The sequence below is a fragment of the Breoghania sp. genome (assembly GCF_030066895.1).
Taxonomy (GTDB): Bacteria; Pseudomonadota; Alphaproteobacteria; order Rhizobiales; family Stappiaceae; genus Breoghania.
The window spans coordinates 22155-41966 of the sequence record NZ_JASJAV010000035.1 but is presented as its reverse complement, the minus strand read 5'-3'; the positions used below and the strand labels follow the sequence as shown (position 1 = coordinate 41966).

Sequence of the window (19812 nt, the reverse complement as noted above, 5' to 3'; positions counted from 1 at the left end):
ATCGCGATGATCTTTCAGGAGCCGATGACCTCGCTCAATCCTCTGCATCAGGTGGAACGCCAGATCATGGAGGTTCTGAAACTGCATCGCGGCATGGGCGATGCCCGCGCCCGCAAGCGCACGATCGAGTTGCTCGATCAGGTCGGCATCCGCGATCCGGAAAGCCGCCTGAAAAGCTATCCGCACCAGCTTTCCGGCGGTCAACGCCAGCGCGTGATGATCGCCATGGCGCTCGCCAACGAATCCGATCTGCTGATCGCCGACGAGCCGACCACCGCGCTCGACGTGACCGTCCAGGCGCAGATCCTGAAGCTCCTGAAAGAGCTTCAGAACAGCCAGGGCATGGCGATGCTTTTCATCACCCATGACCTCGGCATCGTTCGCAAGATCGCCGATCGCGTCTGTGTCATGACGCAAGGCGAAATCGTCGAGCATGGGAAGACGGAGCGCATATTCACCGCGCCCGAACACACCTACACGAAGCATCTGCTGGCGGCCGAACCCGAGGGCACCCCGCCCGCGCGCGATCTCGACAAGCCCATCGTCGCCGCCGCCGATGATCTGAAAGTCTGGTTCCCCATCAAGCGTGGCTTCCTGCGCCGGACCGTCGGCCACATCAAGGCGGTGGACGGCATCGACATCGCGGTGCGCGAAGGTCAGACGCTCGGTGTGGTGGGGGAATCCGGGTCCGGCAAGACGACGCTCGGCCTGGCGCTCCTGCGCATGATCTCGTCCGAGGGCCGCATCGCGTTTCTCGGCAAGGATATCCAGGAGCGATCCTGGAAGGAGATGCGGCCGCTTCGCCGCGACATGCAGATCGTCTTTCAGGATCCCTTTGGCTCGCTGAGCCCGCGCATTTCGGTCGCTGATATCGTCGGTGAAGGGTTGCTGGTGCACTTCCCCGGCATTTCCGCAGCCGAGCGGGACCAGCGGGTCTGCAAGGCGCTGGAGGAAGTGGGCATCGATCCGGCCGTGCGCCATCGCTATCCGCACGAGTTTTCCGGCGGTCAGCGCCAGCGCATCTCGGTTGCTCGCGCCATGGTGCTGGAACCGAAATTCGTCATGCTCGACGAGCCGACCTCCGCCCTCGACATGAGCATGCAGGCGCAGGTCGTAGATCTCCTGCGCGAGCTGCAGAAGAAGCACGATCTGGCCTATCTCTTCATCAGCCACGATCTGAAGGTGGTGCGTGCGCTGGCCAACGATGTCATCGTCATGCGCAAGGGCAAGGTGGTGGAGGCGGGCACGGCGGAAGAGATCTTCGATCATCCGCGGACGGATTACACCCGCGCCCTGATGGTCGCCGCCTTCCGCATTGAGACCGCGCCGGAAGGCATCGTCAGCGAATAGGCCGCGCGCCTATTCCTTCAACAGTGTGACGTTCGGCGTTTTTTCCAGCGACTGCGGTATGTTCAGGCCGTAGAGGTGGTGGAGGACGAAATCGACCTCGTTGGCGAAGAAGGGCTTTTTCAAAAGCGCGAAGATCCCGGCCTTGCGGCAGGCTTCCCGGTGGCCGGAAAGGTCCTGCGAGGAAATCATCACCAGTTTGATCCCCGGGTTTTCCGCTCTGAGGCGCTGGGCTGCCTGAATGCCGTCGAGGCCCGGCATATTGTAGTCGAAGAAGATGATGTCGGGGTGTGTGCCGCGCAGCAGCTCCAGCGCCTCCTTGCCGCTGTCGACCTCGCTGATCAGCATGTCGAACCGGCAATTGGCCAGCACACGGTAGATGATTTTGCGAACGGTGGCGGAATCGTCGACGATCAGCACCTTCTTGCGGTCCGACAGATGCTGATAGGCGCGCAGGATCTGACGGACGCGCTCGGGAGAGAAGGGCTTCTTGAGAAAGTCGTAGGAGCCCAGCTTGTTGCCCGCCTTGATCAGCGTCTCGTCGGCGGCCCCCGACATCAGCACCACAAAAATGCTGTCGCCCTTCTTCTTGAGAAGATGAAGCGCATGCAGATTGGAGAGCTCCGGCATGTTGATGTCGAGAAAGACGACGTCGATATGCAGGTCGACGATCGCCTTCAATGCGGAATCTCTGGTGTCGGCTTCCACGATCTCTACATTCGGTGCGATTTGGCCGAGGTATTCGCGCAATTTCATCCGCAGGACCGTGGAGTCGTCCGCGATGAGAATTGTCAGCTTTTGATCCACACTCATATTTCGCGCACTCTCGTGAAGCGTTTTTGGACGCACTTGAACTAATACCTGCGGCCTGTCAGATGACTCAGTTACCCGAGCAAAAATTCATATTGTGTAAACACCGGATATTATTGAAAAGAGAATTCATGAAGGCCGCAGATTAAATTGTTCGGGAATGCATATTAAGTATAATTATATATGTTTACCTATGCGGCTGCGTTCGCATCGAGGCGTTTCAACAGGTCGATCTGGACCATGACGTCATCCACACCGGCACGATGGGTGGCGAGGATCTGGGTCAGATCATTGAGTGAGCGTTCGATATTGCCGGTCTGGGCGAAGATCCCCTCCACCTGGACGACGACATCCTTGTAGCGGTCGCCCTCATGGGCGATCTGCGCCTTGGTCGCCTCGATGATAGGCGAGCTGCTCGAGCGATGTTTCGATCTCGCCCACGGCCGCCTGGGTGTGGCTGAGCGAGGATTTCGCGTCGTTGGCGAGCTTCTTCACTTCGCCCGCAACGACGCTGAAGCCCTTCCCTGCCTCGCCGGCACGGGCCGCCTCGATCGTGGCATTGAGCGCCAGCAGGTTTGTCTGACTGGTGATGTTGTCGATGATCGACAACACCTGACGAAGCGCCTGCAGCGACCCGCTCAGGCTCTGGAACTGGCCGGCGAGCTGTTCGGTATTGGTGTTGCCGCCGTCCTTGCCGGCATTGGCCCCCTTGCCCATGGCGCTGCGGATGCCGTCGATGACGGTGCCGATTTCCGACACTTCGCCGAGCACGCCCTCGACTTTGGAGGCGACGGACAGATGGTCGACGATATCGGTGATGATCGCGCTGCGCAGCGTATTGAGCATCTGGAGCTGATTGAGTTTCCGGCGCGTGAAATATTCTACGAACCGGGCATAGTAGTTCGCGAAATTATCAATAAATTCATTGCGATAATCGTTCTCCACATCGGCAAAGGAGATGAGCGCAACAAGTGTCTGGTTGATGTTGATGCCGAACAGCTCGCCGAAGGTGGAGAACCCGGCAGCCTGCACCGGCTAGAGATCCTTGGCCTGGCCGAGAGCATTCGCATTCGATAGGTGCCGCAGGATGCAGTCGTTCATCAGTACCGCGACCGGCTTCGGCTTGCCCTTGAGATAGGCGGCAATGTCGCGGCGCGTCTGGTCGAGGAAGTCGATCGGCTCCAGCATGACCAGTTCATCGCCGGGGCCGACATCGCAATAGAAGCTTACCTTGCCGTTTTCCGCATCGATCGCGGCGACCGAGCGGACGAAGATCTCTCCCTGCAGATCGATCCCGAAGGCGCGCCCGCCGAGCACGTTCGCCACATTGTCCGACGTCGTCGCAAAGGTTGCGGCAAGGGCCTCGACCAGCGAAATGACCTTACCGGTCTGCGCATCGAGCACGGAACTGACAGTGCGATGGTCTACATCGGCTCGACGACGACGAAGGTCGGGCCGGTCTTCTTGAAGTTCTGGCTCTTCATGATGCCATAGCGGCAGCCTTCCGCCAGGCGGACGAAGACCAGAACCACATGGTTTTCCAGCGCCTGCTTGCCGTCATGCAGCTGCGTCTGCTGGAAATCGAGCTTGTGCCGCCCGCCGATCCGACCACGAACACGCACGGAGAACGCGCCACGCGATAGACGGCTTCCATGAAATAGTTCTCGGAATTGGAAAGACCGTCGATGGAGGTCAGGGCAAAGCTGTTGTGGGGATCGAGCGAAAAGGACGGTTTCACGTTGTCCAGGGCCCGGCGGATCTTGTCGATCCGCATCTCGCGATCCATCGACGTTCCGCCGGAGCGGATATCCTGACAGTGAAGCGGGACGGCGAAGACCTCTGCCTTGTCGATCAGGCGCCGAGAGAAGATCTGAAGAACGACACTGCGCCAGGTTTTCGCCGTGCCGCAATAGACGCTCTCCGAGCCGCTTGAACAGAGTTCCCCGGCCGTTGTCGTGGCGACGACGCGGGCGGATCCGGCGAGCTTCTGGATCTGGCGAACGGTTTCGGCAAAGCCGATGTGGGGAGAAATATAGGCAACGACGAGGGCGGCTTTGGCGCCGTCAAATCTGAAATTGTCCGCACTTACGCCCGATAGGCGATCATCGGAAAGCAGGGTTTTGACGTGGGGAGCAGCGTCGCTCTGCGGTGCCGGGGGCTCGAACTCCGCCATTTCGGGCATCGGCACTTCAGATTTCTTTTCCTTACGCTTGATCATTCCGCTTTTCGCCTCGCATATCGCCAAGTATAGAGAAATTACGAGCGCGATGATTGCCGGATAATTCTAATATCCGACTAATAGTTTTTTAGATGTAAATTATTTTTTAAGAAGTAATACGATTTATACGTAATATGTATTACGCTGCATATAAGATGAGAAAATAGATCGGGAGCGGACTGGGGAGGTTGCTGCAGTTGGCGGCGGCAGGCCTCAAAACGGCGTGCGCGCCTTCAGGGCCTGGGCAAGCGTGCCCTCATCGAGATAGTCGAGTTCACCGCCCACCGGCACGCCGTGGGCCAGCCGAGAAATCTTGACGTCGAGGCCCGCGAGCTGATCGGTCACGTAATGGGCGGTGGTCTGGCCTTCGACCGTGGCGTTGACCGCCAGGATCACCTCTGTGACCGCGCCCTGGCGCACCCGCTCCACAAGCCTGGCAATATTGAGATCTTCCGGCGTCACTTCATCGAGCGGCGACAGTGTGCCGCCGAGCACGTGATAGCGGGCATTGACCGCCGAGACTCGCTCCAGCGCCCACAGGTCGGACACATCCTCCACCACGACGATGGTGCTGTCGTCTCGGCGCGGATCGGAGCAGGTGGTGCAAGGGTCGGACGTATCGATATTGCCGCAGATCGAACAGACCTTGACCTCGTCCAGCGCTACCTCCATCGCCTTTGTCAGCGGGGCGAAGAGCTGGTCCTTCTTCTGGATAAGGTGAAGCGTGGCGCGCTTGGCCGAGCGGGGGCCGAGCCCCGGCAACTTGGCAAGCAACTGGATCAGGGTCTCGATTTCCGGACCGGCAACCTTGCGACTGCTCATTGTGCGCGCGCACCCATCGCCATCGTTCGCCCTACTTCCCCCAAGCGCCTCAGAACGGCAGCTTCATTCCGGCGGGCAGGCCCATGCTGGACATCAGGTCCTGGGTCTTTTCCTGCATGGCGGCTTCCGCCTTGGCCTTGGCGTCGTTGTGGGCGGCGAGGATCAGGTCTTCCAGGATCTCCACCTCGTCTTCCTTGGCGAGCGAGGGATTGATCTTCAGGCTCTTCATCTCGCCCTTGCCGCTCATCACCGCCGTGACGAGCCCGGCACCCGCCGTGCCCGTGACCTCGATCGTGCCGATCTCTTCCTGCAGGTTGCCCATCTGCTCCTGGAGCTGCTTGGCCTGCTTCATCATCTTTAGGAAATCCATGGTCCCAAACCTTTTCGTATCATTGACCGGCCTGTTCCTCCGGCGGGATCAAGCGTCGTTATTCGTGTCGTCGTCCGCATCGGGGTCTTCAAGGGTCTCGTCGGGATGCGGCGCGGCTTCGTCGACCGCCGCGTCCTCCGCCACCCGGACGTCGACGATCTTGGCGCCGGGAAAGGTATCCAGCACTACATGCACGGCCGGATCGGCCATGGCATCGGAAACGATCTTGGCCTGAGTGGCCTGGCGGCGCTCGTAGATGGTCGAGTCCGCTTCGCCGCGCACCACGACCACGATCCAGCGCTCGCCCGTCCACTCGCCAAGCTTGTGGCCGAGCTGACCGGCGAGATCGGACGGTGCGCCCTGATCGATCACCACCTCGATACGGCCGCGTTCGAACCGTACCAGCCGCATCTGCCGTTCCACGGCAAATTTCAGCGTCAGGTCGCGGTGCTGAACGCAAAGGGTGGCGACGTCCTCAAGGCTTCGCGGGCCGTCTTCGGCCTCTGCCTCTCCGTGCGCGGCCGGTCGCGCTTCCGGAGCGCGTTCGGGCGCTTTCGCCAGCCCGTGTTCCTGAGGCTCCGCCTCCACTGCCGCTCGACCGCCTGCCACCGCGTGCAGCCGGGGCCCGGAATTGGGCATCGGCGCGGACCCCGGCATGGACTGTCCGCCCTGCGCGGAAACCGATCCGCCGGCCTGCGCGCCCATATTGCCGCCGCCGGAAGGGCCTGTGGATCCGCCACCGCCGGTGGCCGGGCCACCCTGATGGTTTCCATCGTCTTCCGCCAGCCGCCGCAGCGCCTCGTCGGGCGTCGGCAGATCGGCGGCATAGCACAGCCGCACCAGCGCCATGTCGGCGGCTGCCAGCGGCTTGGGCGCGTTCTGCACCTCCGGTATGGCCTTCAGCAGCATCTGCCAGGCGCGGTTCAGCACCCGCATGGAAAGCTCGTTGGCGAATGTCTGGCCGCGCTGGCGCTCCATCTCGGTGACGGAAACATCGTCGCCCGCATCGGGCACGATCTTCAGCCGGGTGACCAGATGCACGAAATCGGCGAGATCGGTCATCACCACGCCCGGATCCGCGCCAATATCATACTGCGCGCGCAGTTCCGAAAGCGCTCCGGCCGCATCGCCCTTCATCGTGTGTTCGAACAGGTCGATGACACGGGCGTGATCGGCGAGCCCCAGCATGGAGCACAGATCTTCCGCCGTGATCTTGCCGTTGCCGTGCGCCATGGCCTGATCGAGCAGCGAGAGCGCATCACGCACCGAGCCCTCGGCCGCGCGCGCCACCAGCGCCAGCGCCTCGTCCTCGATCTCGATCTTTTCCGCGTCCGCGATCCGCTTCATGTGGGCGACCAGCGTGCCCGCCTCCACCCGGCGCAGATCGAAGCGCTGGCAGCGCGACAGCACCGTCACCGGTACCTTGCGGATTTCGGTGGTCGCGAAAATGAACTTCACATGCTCCGGCGGCTCTTCGAGCGTCTTCAGCAGCCCGTTGAAGGCTGCGTTCGACAGCATGTGTACCTCATCGATGATGTAGACCTTGTAGCGCGCCGAAACCGGGCGGTAGCGCGCCGCATCCGTTATCTCCCGGATATCGTTGATGCCGGTGTGCGAGGCGGCATCCATCTCGATCACGTCGACATGGCGGCCTTCCATGATCGCGCGGCAGCGGGTGCCTTCGCGGTCGAGATGGATGGTCGGCTTGTCGATCTCTCCGGGGATCTCGTAATTGAGCGCGCGCGCCATAATGCGGGCCGTCGTGGTCTTGCCCACCCCGCGCACGCCGGTCAGAATCCAGCCTTGCGCGATACGCCCCGTCTCGAAGGCGTTCGACAGCGTGCGGACCATCGGCTTCTGGCCGATCAGATCGTCGAAATTGTTGGGGCGGTACTTGCGCGCGAGCACGCGATAAGCGCCGCTCTCCCGGGTTTCGCCCGAAGCGTCAGAAGGACCCGAAGCGCCGGGTTTCTCGTTATCGCTGGTGAGAGTGCCGTCCACCTGGCCGTCACGCCTTTGTCCGGGCCGCGTGGCTGCCGCGGCCGGCTTTGCAAGCGATCGCGTGCCGTGCGGGAAAAACGCAAAACCCGTATGCTCTGCCCGACCGGTAATCCGCGAGGCCCCTGCGGGGTGATAGGGTGGGAGGCTGGACACGGTGACCCGCGCCGAAACTCGTTGGGGTTGCTTCCTTCCGGACCTGACCCGGTTGGCGAGTGGCCCGTCCACTGCCAACCTCCCGAGGCCCTTATATCAGGAGGAGGGTGGGGATTGGCAAGAGGGAAGGAAGGGATAAGAACATCATTGACCGTTCGCAGCCGGATTCTCATCCCGTCCGCGGCATTCATCGACTGACAACAGGATCCGAACATGAGCGACGCCTTCACCCTCGATCCCCGGCTTGAGGCCGACAGCATTCCCCTGCTCGACATGCGGCTCTCCACCGTCCGGTTGATGAACGACGTCCGGTTTTCCTGGCTCCTGATGGTGCCGCGCAAGGCCGGGCTTAGCGAGATCATCGATCTGGACGTAGAAGAACGCGCGCTGCTGATGGAGGAGATTTCGCTCGCTTGCCGCGCGCTGAAAGCGGTGACGGGTTGCGACAAGCTCAATGTCGGGGCGCTCGGCAACGTTGTGCGCCAGCTTCACGTTCACGTGGTCGCGCGGTTCGAAGGCGATGCAGCTTGGGACGGCCCCGTCTGAGGATCGGGCGCGGCGGAAGCCTATGACAAGACGGCGCGCGAGCAACTCGTCGCAGACTTGCTGGAACAATTGCACCATGATCGGGGCTGAATGCAACGCGGGATCTAAGTTATTGTTTTAATTGACATAGATTAGAAATCTCGCATAGCTTCCATATCTTGAACTTAGAATATTCAGACGCGATTTAAACCGAGCGCCCGTACCCTTTTTGTCATGCGTTGGCGACTAGATGCGCGATGCGCATTTGGCCGTTCGCGTGCGCCCTTTCCTGTGCCTTTATCATGATATTAGAATGGGAGAGACATATGGCAGGACATGGTGGGCCGTTCTGCAATCCAGAGTTGGCGCGCGCTTTCAGACCTGTACCGAGCGAAAGGGGGGCGGGAACAGCGCGAAGGGCGGTTTGGTCGCCTGTTTGCGCTTGGCCAGAAGGTGAGTGAGACCTCAGGGGAAATTCTTTCTCCTCATCCGAGCTCCGTTGACGACTTGCGCAAGTTGGGCGCGTTGGATGTCAACGGCAAGCCGGGGCCGATGGTCGAGACGAAAAGTACCCCGTCCGGCGACAGCAACACCCCTTCCGGCTTCACCTTTCTCGGGCAGTTCATCGATCACGACATCACGCTCGACACACCTGCCATGGGTGACCAGATTCCGAACGGTCGAACCCCCAATCTCGATCTTGATTGCGTCTACGGCGGTGGCCGCGATGCCAGCCCCCATCTCTATCAGCGGCGCGCCAAGAAGGTGAAAATGGTAATCAACGGCGTGGAGAAGGAGGTTGATGCGAGCAATCGCGGGCTCCAGCCTGCCGAAGGAACGCGCTATTCGGATACGCGCTGCGACCTTCAGCACTCTAGGACGTATCAGCAGGATGCCGGTACCGCGATCATCGGCAATCCGCGCAACGACGAGAACGCAATCGTCTCTCAGATCCAGTTCTCGATGATCAAGTTTCACAATTCTCTGGTCGATCACTACATCGAGGTCCACGGCAAGAAGCTCAACAAGCTCGCGCCGGCGGAAGCCGAAGAAATCTTCGAAAAGGTGCGTGACCACGTCACCCATTACTATCACAAGGAGATCCTGGAGGAATTTCTACCCGGTCTGATCGGCAAGCACATGGTGGTGAAGATCGCGACGGAAGGGCGTCGTTACTATTACAAGGGAGGCTTCTTCGACCACCCGAACGCCTGCATCCTGGCGTCCTTCATGCCGGTGGAGTTTTCCGTCGCTGCCTATCGTTTCGGCCACAGCCAGGTGCGCCAGTCCTACCAGATGCGGGGCGGCTATTTTGCGGTGGATCTGTTCGATCCCGGCAACATGAAAGGCGGATTACGCGGTTTTCAGCCGATTAGTCAGGGAGCACCTGATCGACTGCCGCTATTTCTTCGATTTCTCCAAGACGCAGAAGCCGACCATCACCGAAAGACGCAGAAGCCGACCATCACCGACGGCCAGCGTCACAATTACGGTCCGGTCAAGACGCCCTTCGCCTGGCAGCCGGCGCGCAAGATCGACACGCGACTGACTGAGCACCTTTTCGTGCTGCATCAGGTCGGTGTGGTCGATGTGGACGGCCTGGGATCTCTCGCCTCGCGCAACCTCAATCGTGGTCGCGTCTTTCGCTTGCCGTCGGGATAGGATATCGCGAGCTTTATCGGGCTCACGGCCAAGGAGATGCTCGTCCGCAACAACAAGTCAGACCACGAGGCGAAGATCAACCAGATCCTCGATGAGGCGGCCGCCATCCTGCACACGGACGAACTGCCGCTGTGGTACTACATCCTGGCGGAAGCGGAAGTGTTCAAGGAGGGGAACGAACTGGGCGAGGTCGGCGGCCGTATTGTGGGTGAGGTGCTGTTGGGCCTGATAGATCACTATCGCGAGCGCACCGGCAAGGGCCTCGATCTGATCGTCGATCCGGTTCTTGCCATTCCCGGCGAGAAGGTTGGGGACAGCGAGCACTTTACGTTCGCCAGCATCCTCGCTTATTGCGGGCTGGCGGACGATCCGCTGCCGACGCCTAAGCCAAAGCCCTGATAGAAGCGATCTCGCGTCATCGCCCGGAAGTTGCTCCCGGGCGTTTCTTTTTCTGGCGCAAGCGGGTTTAGTCGGCCAGGTCCTTGATGCTGGCGACCGAGCCATCCTCGTTGAAGCGGTAGATGATCGGCACGCCCGTGCTCACTTCGCGCTTCAGGATTTCTTCCGGCGACAAGCCTTCCAGCTTCATGATCAGCGAGCGCAGCGAATTGCCGTGGGCGGTGACCAGCACGCGCTGCCCCTTCATCACCTCTGGCATGATCTTCGCCTCGAAATAGGGAAGCACGCGCTCCGCCGTCATCTTCAGACTTTCGCCGCCCGGAGGCGGCATGTCGTAGGAGCGGCGCCAGATATGGACCTGCTCGTCGCCCCATTTCTTGCGCGTATCGTCCTTGTTGAGGCCGGTGAGATCGCCGTAGTCGCGCTCGTTGAGCGCCTGATCGCGAATGCTTGTAAGCCCCGTCTGGCCGAGTTGTTCCAGGATCTGCGCCTTGGTGTGGTGAGCGCGCGTCAGGGCGGAGGTGAACGCGAGGTCGAAGGTGAGCCCCATCTCCTTCAGCCGCTTGCCGGCCTTGACCGCCTCTTCCACGCCCTGCTCCGTCAAGTCCGGATCCTTCCAGCCGGTGAAGAGGTTCTTCAGGTTCCATTCGCTCTGGCCGTGACGGACCAGCACCAAGAGACGTTCCATCGTTCGCTCCGAAATGATCAGGTGGGTGTCGTTCAAAGACCGAGAACGTCAGCCATGGAGTAGAGACCGGGCTTCTGCCCGCGCACCCACAGCGCGGCTTTCACCGCGCCGCGCGCGAAGATGGCGCGGTCCTGGGCCCGGTGGGTCAGTTCGATACGCTCGCCCTCGCCGGCAAGGATCACCGTGTGATCGCCCACGATCGAGCCGCCGCGCAGCGTCGCAAAGCCGATATCGCCAGCCCGTCGCTCGCCCGTAACCCCGTCGCGCGACCGCACCGAACGGTCTTTCAGCGAGATCTCGCGGCCTGCTGCGGCCACTTCGCCGAGCAGCAGCGCAGTGCCCGACGGCGCATCCACCTTGTGCCGGTGATGCATTTCCATGATCTCGATATCGAAATCCTCATCGAGCGCGCGTGCCGCGCTGCGCACCAGCTCCGCCAGCAGATTGACGCCGAGGCTCATGTTGCCCGACTTGACGATCGTCGCATGGCGTGCAGCGGCCTCGATCTTTGCCAGATGATCGTCCTCGAACCCGGTCGTGCCGATCACATGGACGATGCGCGCCTGTGCGGTGAGTTCGGCAAACCCGACGGTCGCTTCCGGTCGGGTGAAGTCCAGCACGCCGTCTGCCTTGACGAAGGTGGCCAGCGGATCGTCGGTGAGCGGAATGCCCAGCTCGCCGATTTCGGCCAGCACGCCCGCATCTTTTCCAAGCAGGTCCGAGCCCTTGTGCTCGATGGCCCCACTTACCGTGACACCTGGCATTTCGGTGACGGCCCGCACGAGCTGGCGACCCATCCGGCCCCCAGCTCCGACGACGACTAGACGCATATCAGACATAGCGGCTCCATAGGCTTCTCATTGTTGCGCGATATAGCAGGTGGGGCGGAGCTGGCAAAGCGGAAGCATCGTCTTTTTGCCCAGAAACCGCCCTGCCGCCTCAACTGAACAGGTGACGGCGACGCGCCGCTTGCCCATTATCGGCGCCATGCGACGAAGCGACTCCACGACATCCCGCCAAGCCCAGCCCTCTCAGGTGAGGTCGGTTTCGTGATGCCCGATCCCGTTCGTCTAACACGCCTGTCGCTGACCGATTTCAGAAACTACACCGCCGCCACGCTCGATATCGAGGCCCGGCTGGTGGCGCTGACCGGAAACAACGGCGCGGGCAAGACCAACCTTCTCGAAGCCGTTTCTCTGCTCACTCCTGGCCGGGGCTTGCGTCGTGCCGCCTTTGCCGATCTTGTGCGAAAGGTCGATCCGCAGTCGCTGCCGCCCGACGGCTGGAGCGTTGCCGCCCGTCTTGACGGGCCTGTCGGAGAAACCCGGATTGGCATCGGTTTCTCGTCCGACACGGCGTCCCGCCGGATCCGCATCGATGCGGAGGATGCGCGCACGGCCGATGAGCTTTCCCAGTATTTGCGCGTTTTCTGGCTGGTGCCGTCCATGGACGGGCTTTTTACGGGCCCTGCGGGCGATCGCCGCCGCTTTCTCGACCGGTTGGTGCTGGCGGTGGACCCCGGCCACGGCCGACGCGTCGCGGATTTCGAAAAGGCCATGCGGAGCCGTAACCGGCTTCTGGAGACGGGCGGCGAGGTGGCCTGGCTTGATGCGGTGGAGGTGCAGCTCGCCTCCCTCGGCATCGCGGTTGCCTATGCCCGGCGCGAAACGGTCACCCTGCTTGCCGGTCTTCTCAATGATCAGGGTGGATCGGAGCCCGATACGTTTCCGCGCGCAGGGCTCGCGCTGGAAGGCCCGTTCGAGGATCTGGCGGCCACGACGCCCGCCGCCGATCTGGAAGACACCTTTGCGGAGGTGATGGCGCGCGGCCGCACTCGGGACAGGGCTGCGGGTCGCACGCTCGACGGCCCGCATCGCACAGATCTCACCGTCACCCATCTTGCCAAGCAGATGCCCGCTGGTCTGGCGTCGACCGGCGAACAGAAGGCGCTGCTGATCGGGCTGGTCCTCGCCCATGCGGAACTAACCGCACGGGTTTCCAACATGACCCCGGTTCTGTTGCTCGATGAGGTTGCCACCCATCTCGATCCCACGCGCCGCGCCGCCCTCTTTGCTCGGCTCGATGTACTGGGTGGTCAGGTTTTCATGACTGGCACGGATGTCGGTCTGTCTGAGGCCCTGCCGGAGGGCGCGCAACGGTTCGCGGTCAGCGACGCGATGGTGCATTTGATCGAGTAAGGCGCGGTGGGTGAGACGGTGTCGCTTAGAATCCCTCCCGGAAACGGGGAAAAGGCTCCCCTCGCCACTCTCTCCCCGCCTGCGTGGGGATGACAGTCTGGAGCAAAACGTGCCTGTTTCGCCCATCCTTCGAGACGGGCTACACACTCCAAACCAGTCAATTCTCGCAAATCCGCCCCTTCAGCTCCGCCCTTCCTCCACCGCATGACAGCGCATGAGTGCACCGTCGGCGGGCAGCGCGGCCGGTTGCTCGGCCTGGAACCGCTCATTGGCGAGCGGACAACGCGGATGAAAGGCGCAGCCCGATGGCGGGGAGATCGGGTTCGGGATTTCGCCCTCCACCTGCTTGCGGCGTGCACCCGTCATTGTCAGGTCCAGCACGGCATCGAGCAGCATGCGCGTGTAGGGGTGTCGGGGCGTGGCGAAAAGTGCTTTTGCATCCGCCACCTCCACCAGGCGGCCCAGATACATCACCCTGATCCGGCTCGCCATGTGGCGCACCACGGCCAGATCGTGGCTGATGAAGAGATAGGTCAGCGCGAACTCGTCCTGGAGATCGCGCATCAGGTTCAGGATCTGCGCCTGAACGGAGACATCGAGCGCCGAGGTCGGTTCGTCGCTAACCAGGAATTCCGGCTTTGAGGCAAGTGCGCGGGTAATGCAGATGCGCTGGCGCTGGCCGCCGGAAAATTTGTGCGGATATTTCTTCGCATCGCGCGGATCGAGGTCGACGAGGCTCAAAAGCTCGCCGATGTGGGCCTCCAGCGCACGCGCGTCGGGCTCCAGATCGAAGGCGCGGATCGGTTCGGCGATGATCCGCCCGACCCGTCAGCGCGGGTTGAGGCTGGCGAACGAGTCCTGAAAGATCATCTGGATACGGCGGCGGAGATCGCGCATGACATGGGCCTGTTGCACCCCCTGCATGTCCAGTCCGTCGATCCGGATCGAGCCGCGCGAGGGCGGCAGCAGACCCACCACCAGCTTCGCGACCGTCGATTTGCCCGATCCGCTCTCACCGACAAGCGCGAAGGTCTCGTCGCGAGCGATCTCGAAGGAAACCTCCTGAACGGCGCGCAAGAAATGGCGCGTCCCGCCATCCAATACCCTGTTGAGCCAGGGCCGCGAAACATCGAAGGTGCGGGAAAGATCGCGCACATCCACCACGGCCTCGGCGGATTTTTCCATCGTCGCCTGTGCCGGTATCTCGTTCATCGCGCACCTCCGGCACTCTGGACGGGAAGGGAGGGCTCATCGCACGCGCTCCCTGAGCCCCGCTCCTCATGAAGCCAGCAGGCGACGCTTGCGTCGTCCGTTGCCGTCGGTTCCGGCAGCGCGCAAAGGCATGCGGACAGCGCGGATGAAAGACACAGCCTGAGGGGATCGCATCGAGACGCGGCATGGCGCCGGGGATCTGCACGAGCCGCTCCACCTCGCCGGTGAGCGAGGGGATTGAAGCCATCAGCCCGCTCGTATAGGGGTGATGCGGGGTCTGGATGACATGGGCGACGGGCCCGATTTCCGCGATCCGTCCGGAATACATCACCGCCACACGGTCGGCGGCCTCCGCGATCATGCCCATGTCGTGCGTGATCAGGATGACGGAGGCCCCGCGCACGCGGCAGAGGTCCTTTAGAACGTCGATGATCTGCGCCTGCACGGAAACATCGAGCGCCATCGTCGGCTCGTCCGCGATGACCAGTTCCGGCTCCGCGCACAGGGCAAGTGCGATCACCACGCGTTGCCGCATGCCGCCGGAAAACTGATGCGGATAGGCGTCCAATCGCTTGGCGGCCGCCGGAATGCGACCGCCTCCAGAAGCGCCACCGTCTTGTCGCGCGCCTGCCGGGCGGACAGCGGCAGATGGGTCATGATCGTCTCGATGAGCTAATCGCCGACGGTGAAGAGCGGATTGAGGCTTGTCAGCGGATCCTGAAAGACCATGCCGATCCGCCGCCCGCGGATTTTCCGCATGGCCTTTTTCGGCAGGTTGTCGATGCGCTCGCCATTTAGTTGGATCTCGCCGCCCACAACGCGTCCCAGCGGCTCCAGAAGGCCGATGACGGCGACCCCGGTCAGCGACTTTTCTGCCCGACTCTCGCCCACCATGCCCAAGCACCTCGCCCGGTGCAAGATCGAAGGAGATGCCGTCGATCGCCGTCAGAATGCCGCGCCGTGTAGGGAATTCGACGCGCAGATCGCGCACGGAAAGAAGCGGCTCGCTCATCGGGCTCACCTCAGCTTCGGGTTGAGGGCGTCTCGTAGCCAGTCGCCAATCAGGTTGATCGCGAGCACGAGTACCGCAAGCGCGATGCCGTGGAAGATCGCGATCCACCATTCGCCGGAGAACAGGAAATCGTTGCCGATCCTGATCAGCGTGCCGAGCGAGGGCTGGGTAGGCGGCACGCCGACGCCGAGATAAGAAAGCGTTGCCTCGGTAATGACCGCGAGCGTTAGATTGATCGTGGCAATCACCAGAACCGGGCTCATCACGTTAGGCAGCACGTGGCGCAGCATGATCAGGCCCGGCCGGATGCCGATGAGCCGAGCTGCCTGCACATATTCCTTGTTGCGCTCCACCATGGTGGAGCCACTCACTGTGCGCGCATATTGCACCCAGAAATTCAACCCGATGGAGAAGACCAGGATTCAGAAGGCCGAGTGCTCTCGGTTGGGATTGCCGAAAATCCCGCGCGCCGCGCAATCGACCAGCAGTGCGATCAGGATCGCCGGGAAGGTGAGCTGAACTTCAGCGACCCGCATTATGAAGGCATCAATCCGCCCTCCCGCATAGCCCGCGATCAACCCCAGCGCGATGCCGAGCGTCGCGGCGAAGGCGACGGAGACGACACCCACCCCGATGGAAATGCGCGCGCCATAAAGGATGGTGGAGAAGATATCGCGGCCGAGATCGCCGGTGCCGAGCAGGAACCGGCTGTTGCCGTCGGGCGCCCATGCAGGCGGCAGCAGGGAATCGAGCAGATCGATGCTGGCGAGATCGAATGGGTTGTGCGGGGCAATGAGGGGGGCAAAGGCTGCGCCGATGAAGAAGGTCAGCGCCACCAGTGCCGCCAGCACCGTGACCTTGGAGGCGAGAAACGAATGCAGGATGTCGCTGTCGGCGGCACGCGTCAGCCATCCGTCCGGTTTCGAGGAAGGCGTCGTTTCGGTCATCGGGGGGCAAGCTACTTGACGAAACGGTGGCAGTCGATGAATAGCCGGCCGCCTACCCCGTCGGAGACCGGCGAACTCTCCAAACCGGCGTTGCGCCAGCCGAGCTTTTCGTAAAAGCGGTAGGCGCGGGAATTGCCGTCGGCGCAGAAGAGAAAGGCGGACGCGATACCCTCCCCGGCCATGGCGCTTTCTGCCTCAGTCATCAGCTTTTGGGCAAGGCCGGTGCCGCGCGCCTTCGCGCCGACATGAAACTGGTCGAGTTCCGCCCCGTTCCAATAGGCAAAGCCCATGATTTCACTGGTGATCTCGGCAATAAGCCCCTTGCCCGCAAAGGGCTGCAACCGTGCCAGAAAACGTTCCGGCGTGCGCACCGCGGTCAGCTCAGGCCCCGCGAAGGCCGCATGACCGGAAGCCCACACCTCGTGCCAAAGGTCGGCGAGAGCGGGAAGATCGGCCGCCGCGATGGGGCGGAAGGTCAGGGCGACAAGGGAAACGGCCATGGTCATGCCTCCACCGTTCTTTCCACGCGAAGGCGCGGGTCGACCACGAAATAGAGAATGTCGACGATGAGATTGATGAAGACAAAGACGAAGGTGATCAGCATCAGGTAGGCCGCCATGATCGGGATATCGACGTTCTGCACCGCCTGCAGGAACAAAAGCCCCATGCCCGGCCACTGGAACACCGTCTCGGTGATGATCGCGAAGGCGATGATGGAGGCGAGTTGCAATCCCGTGATGGTGATGACGGGAACCAGCATGTTCTTCAACGCATGGCGGAAATGGACGATCCGATCCGGTAGCCCGCACGCACGGGCGAACTTGATGTAGTCGGCCCGGATCACCTCCAGCATTTCGGACCGCACCAGCCGCATGATTAGCGTCATCTGGAAGAGCTCCAGCGTGATCGACGGCATGATCAGCGCCTGGATGCCGGAGACGGTCAGGAATCCGGTCGTCTAGAAGCCGAGATCCACCACCTTGCCACGCCCGAAACTCGGCAGCCATTGCAGGGTCACGGAGAAGACGAAGATCAGCAGGATGCCGATGAAGAAGGTCGGCAGTGAAATGCCGATCAGCGAGATCGTCTGGAAGAGCTTGGAGAGGATTGAGGTCCGGTTGAGCCCGGTATAAACGCCCATCCCATCGGAATCCCGACGAGCAGCGCAAAAAGGGCTGAGGTGATGGAAAGCTCGAAGGTCGCGGGCAGGCGCGAGCCGATGAGCCCGGAGACCGGCTGCTTGAACTGATAGGAATTGCCGAAATCGAAGTGTGCGGCATGGACGACGAAGCGGCCGGACTGCACCAGCACCGTATCATGCAGCCCCAGCCTCTCGCGTAACGTCTCGCGCTGGGCGGGCGTGGTGTCCTGTCCCACCATCTGATTGACCGGATCGCCGACGAAGCGAAACAGCGTGAAGGCGATCAGCGCCACGGCGAGCATGACGATGACGGCCTGCACGAGACGCCGGATGATGAAGGTGAGCATGGACGTGTCCTATCAGGGGTGTCCGGAAGTCGTAGTCAAAGACAGATGTTTATCCGTGGGCGCCGGTCTTGCTCCGCTCTCCCCCCTTGAGGGGGAGATGTCACGCGGATCGCGGGACAGAGGGGTGAAGCCGCTTGCTCCGGACCTGCCGCTTGCCCCCCTCTGTCGACCCGAGCCGACATCTCCCCCTCAAGGGGGGAGACGGGAACAGGCGGCAAGGCCTCGGACAATGAGGCTCGTTACTCCTTCACCTCCACGTAGCGGAATTTCAGGATGTTGTCGGCGCGCTGGGCGACTTCGACGCCGTCGGCCAAACCCCAGGCGAGTCCCTGCTGGTGGAGCGGGATGTAGTAGACGTTGTCACGCCTTCTTGAAGGCTTCGTAGATCATCCCGTTGCACTTCTCCTGGTCGTTTTCGACCAGAACCTTGGCGGTCAGCTCGTCGATCTCCTCGTCGCACCAGCCGCCATTGTTGAAGGGCGAACCGGCGCCGGAATCGTCGCGGCAATTCATCAGCGAGGGCAGGACGTTGTAGGCGTCGAAAGAATTCGGCGTCCAACCGAGTAGGTAGAACGAGGTGTCGTAATCGCCGGAAGCCAGGATCTTGGCGAAGTACTTCGCCTTCGGCTGGGCGTTCAGATCGACCTTGATGCCGACGCGTGCGAGATAGGCGGAAACCGCCTGACAGATCGCCTCGTCGTTCACGTAGCGATCTTCGGGCATTCCATGCCCACCTCGAAGCCGTCCGGATATCCGGCCTCCGCCAGAAGCGCCTTGGGGGCTTCCGGGTCATAGGCGTAGCACTCGAATTCGTCCCCCCGGTCGAACATGAAGGGCGAGATCATCAGGCCGACGGCGTGGCGAGCCCGCGCATCACCTTCTTGACGATCGCGTTCTCGTCGATCGCCTGATAGAAGGCCTTGCGCACCCGGATATCCTTGAAGGGATTTTTCCCCTTCACGTCGGAATAGAGCAGCTCATCGCGGCGCTGGTCCATGCCGAGGAAGATCGTGCGGAGTTCCGGACCTGTCAGCGCACGGGTGCCCTCGTTGCCGTCGACGCGGGGAATATCCTGCACCGGGATCGGATAGACGAGATCCATCTCGCCCGACAGAAGGGCGGCAACGCGGGTCGCATCCTGCGAGATCGGCGTGAACTCAACCCTGTCCACATTGCCCTCGATATCGCCCCAGTAGTCTTCGTCCTTTTCGAAAACCGTCTTCACCCCGGCCTCTTGGGAAACCACCTTGTAGGGGCCGGTGCCGTTGGCGTTGAGGGCCGCGAAACTCGGGTTGGTGTCGGAGGCTGAGGTCACGGAGACGGCGTCGTGCTCCTCCGTCCATTCCTTGTCGAGGATGTACCAGTCTTCCCATTCGTAGTTCAGGATGGGATTGGGACCGGGCAGCTCGAAATCGACCGTGTAGTCGTCCACCTTGACGACCTTCACGTCCGCGCCCACGCGGGTGGTGAGATCGGAGCCCTTGGAGCGCACGCGCTTGGCGGAGAAGACCATGTCGTCGGCGATGAAATCGCTTCCGTTGTGGAACTTGACGCTCTTGCGCAGGTGGAAACGCCATTTCGTCGGCGAGGTCACCTCCCAGCTTTCCGCCAGCGCGGGCTGGATCTTCAGCTCCTTGTCGCGGTTGATCAGTCCCTCGTAGACATTGCCGAGCGTGCCCAGTGTGAAGGCCTCGTTCAGTGCGTAGGGCTCAAGCGTGTTCAGCACGCCCTGGAAGGCGTACTTGAAGGTCTTGGCGCTGGCAGGCGCGGTGGCAAGCAAAATTGCGGCGAGGTCCGTTGCAAGAGCTGCGTCTTGAATTCGCATATCCCGATGCTCCCTGGCTGGATGGTGTCAGTCGTTTTTGTCGCGGCTTTTCTGGCAATCTCGGAGGTCGTTCCCTTGAACCTCCCGCACGAGCATTCTCCATTCTGATCCGGTCCGTCGTTCCGTCCTTGTCGT

General features: G+C 61.8%; 16 protein-coding genes, 1 other RNA gene and 5 pseudogenes. 5 read left to right on the top strand and 17 right to left on the bottom strand.

Features of this window, described 5'->3' with window-relative positions:
- The coding region (locus QNJ43_RS25845; RefSeq protein WP_300474736.1) for an ABC transporter ATP-binding protein at window positions 1–1350 on the top strand (1350 nt) is incomplete at its 5' end.
- A gap of 9 nt (window positions 1351–1359) precedes the next feature.
- Here QNJ43_RS25845 and QNJ43_RS25840 read toward each other — a convergent pair.
- The 9 genes from QNJ43_RS25840 to ffs form a co-directional block, all read right to left on the bottom strand.
- Window positions 1360–2160 carry a response regulator gene (locus QNJ43_RS25840; protein WP_300474733.1) on the bottom strand — a complete coding sequence of 267 codons (801 nt, stop codon included), beginning with the start codon at window positions 2158–2160 and terminating at the stop codon, window positions 1360–1362.
- A 188-nt stretch (window positions 2161–2348) separates the two neighbouring features.
- Window positions 2349–2495, bottom strand: a complete 147-nt coding sequence (locus QNJ43_RS25835) for a hypothetical protein (protein WP_300474731.1) — start codon at window positions 2493–2495, stop codon at window positions 2349–2351.
- A 31-nt stretch (window positions 2496–2526) separates the two neighbouring features.
- A complete protein-coding gene (locus tag QNJ43_RS25830) occupies window positions 2527–3189 on the bottom strand; it encodes a methyl-accepting chemotaxis protein (RefSeq protein ID WP_300474728.1) in 663 nt (220 codons plus the stop codon).
- A 3-nt stretch (window positions 3190–3192) separates the two neighbouring features.
- The gene (locus QNJ43_RS25825) at window positions 3193–3561 is read right to left on the bottom strand and encodes an FIST C-terminal domain-containing protein (RefSeq protein ID WP_300474725.1); all 369 of its coding nucleotides are present in this window, start codon (window positions 3559–3561) and stop codon (window positions 3193–3195) included.
- A gap of 76 nt (window positions 3562–3637) precedes the next feature.
- The gene (locus QNJ43_RS25820; RefSeq protein WP_300474722.1) at window positions 3638–4375 is read right to left on the bottom strand and encodes an FIST N-terminal domain-containing protein; all 738 of its coding nucleotides are present in this window, start codon (window positions 4373–4375) and stop codon (window positions 3638–3640) included.
- Window positions 4376–4588: 213 nt separating this feature from the next.
- Entirely contained in the window at window positions 4589–5197 is a 609-nt protein-coding gene (gene recR, locus QNJ43_RS25815) for a recombination mediator RecR (protein WP_300474719.1), read from the bottom strand.
- Between the two features lie 49 nt (window positions 5198–5246).
- A complete protein-coding gene (locus tag QNJ43_RS25810) occupies window positions 5247–5567 on the bottom strand; it encodes a YbaB/EbfC family nucleoid-associated protein (RefSeq protein ID WP_300474717.1) in 321 nt (106 codons plus the stop codon).
- 48 nt (window positions 5568–5615) lie between these two features.
- On the bottom strand, window positions 5616–7475 hold the full coding sequence (locus QNJ43_RS25805) for a DNA polymerase III subunit gamma/tau (RefSeq protein ID WP_300474714.1): 1860 nt from the start codon (window positions 7473–7475) through the stop codon (window positions 5616–5618).
- A gap of 230 nt (window positions 7476–7705) precedes the next feature.
- Window positions 7706–7804: signal recognition particle sRNA small type (gene ffs, locus QNJ43_RS25800), an RNA gene on the bottom strand.
- Window positions 7805–7934: 130 nt separating this feature from the next.
- On the opposite strand from ffs, the gene QNJ43_RS25795 reads away from it, so the two are divergent.
- The 3 genes from QNJ43_RS25795 to QNJ43_RS25785 all read left to right on the top strand — a co-directional run bounded on the left by QNJ43_RS25795 (window position 7935) and on the right by QNJ43_RS25785 (window position 10307).
- Window positions 7935–8267: an HIT family protein gene (locus QNJ43_RS25795; protein ID WP_300474712.1), complete on the top strand. Its 333-nt coding sequence runs from the start codon at window positions 7935–7937 to the stop codon at window positions 8265–8267.
- 486 nt (window positions 8268–8753) lie between these two features.
- Window positions 8754–9908, top strand: coding sequence for a peroxidase family protein (locus QNJ43_RS25790; RefSeq protein WP_300474710.1), 1155 nt, complete (start codon window positions 8754–8756; stop codon window positions 9906–9908).
- Window positions 9909–9944: 36 nt separating this feature from the next.
- A complete protein-coding gene (locus tag QNJ43_RS25785; RefSeq protein ID WP_300474708.1) occupies window positions 9945–10307 on the top strand; it encodes a hypothetical protein in 363 nt (120 codons plus the stop codon).
- A gap of 67 nt (window positions 10308–10374) precedes the next feature.
- Here QNJ43_RS25785 and QNJ43_RS25780 read toward each other — a convergent pair whose 3' ends face one another.
- Both QNJ43_RS25780 and dapB read right to left on the bottom strand, forming a co-directional pair.
- A complete protein-coding gene (locus QNJ43_RS25780) occupies window positions 10375–10995 on the bottom strand; it encodes a 2,3-bisphosphoglycerate-dependent phosphoglycerate mutase (RefSeq protein WP_300474705.1) in 621 nt (206 codons plus the stop codon).
- Between the two features lie 32 nt (window positions 10996–11027).
- The gene (dapB, locus tag QNJ43_RS25775) at window positions 11028–11834 is read right to left on the bottom strand and encodes a 4-hydroxy-tetrahydrodipicolinate reductase (protein WP_300474702.1); all 807 of its coding nucleotides are present in this window, start codon (window positions 11832–11834) and stop codon (window positions 11028–11030) included.
- 213 nt (window positions 11835–12047) lie between these two features.
- On the opposite strand from dapB, the gene recF reads away from it, so the two are divergent.
- Window positions 12048–13193, top strand: coding sequence for a DNA replication/repair protein RecF (gene recF, locus QNJ43_RS25770; protein ID WP_300474700.1), 1146 nt, complete (start codon window positions 12048–12050; stop codon window positions 13191–13193).
- A 180-nt stretch (window positions 13194–13373) separates the two neighbouring features.
- On the opposite strand, the pseudogene QNJ43_RS25765 reads toward recF, so the two are convergent.
- The 6 genes and pseudogenes from QNJ43_RS25765 to QNJ43_RS25740 form a co-directional block, all read right to left on the bottom strand.
- Window positions 13374–14378 (bottom strand): annotated as a pseudogene (locus tag QNJ43_RS25765) (oligopeptide/dipeptide ABC transporter ATP-binding protein).
- Between the two features lie 139 nt (window positions 14379–14517).
- Window positions 14518–15417 (bottom strand): annotated as a pseudogene (locus QNJ43_RS25760) (ABC transporter ATP-binding protein); the annotation flags it as partial.
- A 5-nt stretch (window positions 15418–15422) separates the two neighbouring features.
- Window positions 15423–16364 (bottom strand): annotated as a pseudogene (locus tag QNJ43_RS25755) (ABC transporter permease).
- 11 nt (window positions 16365–16375) lie between these two features.
- Window positions 16376–16864 (bottom strand): GNAT family N-acetyltransferase, encoded by a 489-nt coding sequence (locus QNJ43_RS25750; RefSeq protein WP_300474698.1) that lies wholly within the window; start codon window positions 16862–16864, stop codon window positions 16376–16378.
- 2 nt (window positions 16865–16866) lie between these two features.
- Window positions 16867–17852, bottom strand: a pseudogene (locus QNJ43_RS25745) (ABC transporter permease).
- 239 nt (window positions 17853–18091) lie between these two features.
- A pseudogene (locus tag QNJ43_RS25740) lies at window positions 18092–19677 on the bottom strand (ABC transporter substrate-binding protein).
- Between the last annotated feature and the right edge of the window lie 135 nt (window positions 19678–19812).

Coding starts and splice junctions, on each gene's coding strand:
- QNJ43_RS25780 (WP_300474705.1), bottom strand. CDS start 10,995: ATGGAACGTCTCTTGGTGCTGGTCCGTCACGGCCAGAGCGAATGGAAC.
- QNJ43_RS25795 (WP_300474712.1), top strand. CDS start 7,935: ATGAGCGACGCCTTCACCCTCGATCCCCGGCTTGAGGCCGACAGCATT.
- QNJ43_RS25810 (WP_300474717.1), bottom strand. CDS start 5,567: ATGGATTTCCTAAAGATGATGAAGCAGGCCAAGCAGCTCCAGGAGCAG.
- QNJ43_RS25840 (WP_300474733.1), bottom strand. CDS start 2,160: ATGAGTGTGGATCAAAAGCTGACAATTCTCATCGCGGACGACTCCACG.
- recF (WP_300474700.1), top strand. CDS start 12,048: ATGCCCGATCCCGTTCGTCTAACACGCCTGTCGCTGACCGATTTCAGA.
- QNJ43_RS25820 (WP_300474722.1), bottom strand. CDS start 4,375: ATGATCAAGCGTAAGGAAAAGAAATCTGAAGTGCCGATGCCCGAAATG.
- QNJ43_RS25785 (WP_300474708.1), top strand. CDS start 9,945: ATGCTCGTCCGCAACAACAAGTCAGACCACGAGGCGAAGATCAACCAG.
- QNJ43_RS25750 (WP_300474698.1), bottom strand. CDS start 16,864: ATGGCCGTTTCCCTTGTCGCCCTGACCTTCCGCCCCATCGCGGCGGCC.
- dapB (WP_300474702.1), bottom strand. CDS start 11,834: ATGTCTGATATGCGTCTAGTCGTCGTCGGAGCTGGGGGCCGGATGGGT.
- recR (WP_300474719.1), bottom strand. CDS start 5,197: ATGAGCAGTCGCAAGGTTGCCGGTCCGGAAATCGAGACCCTGATCCAG.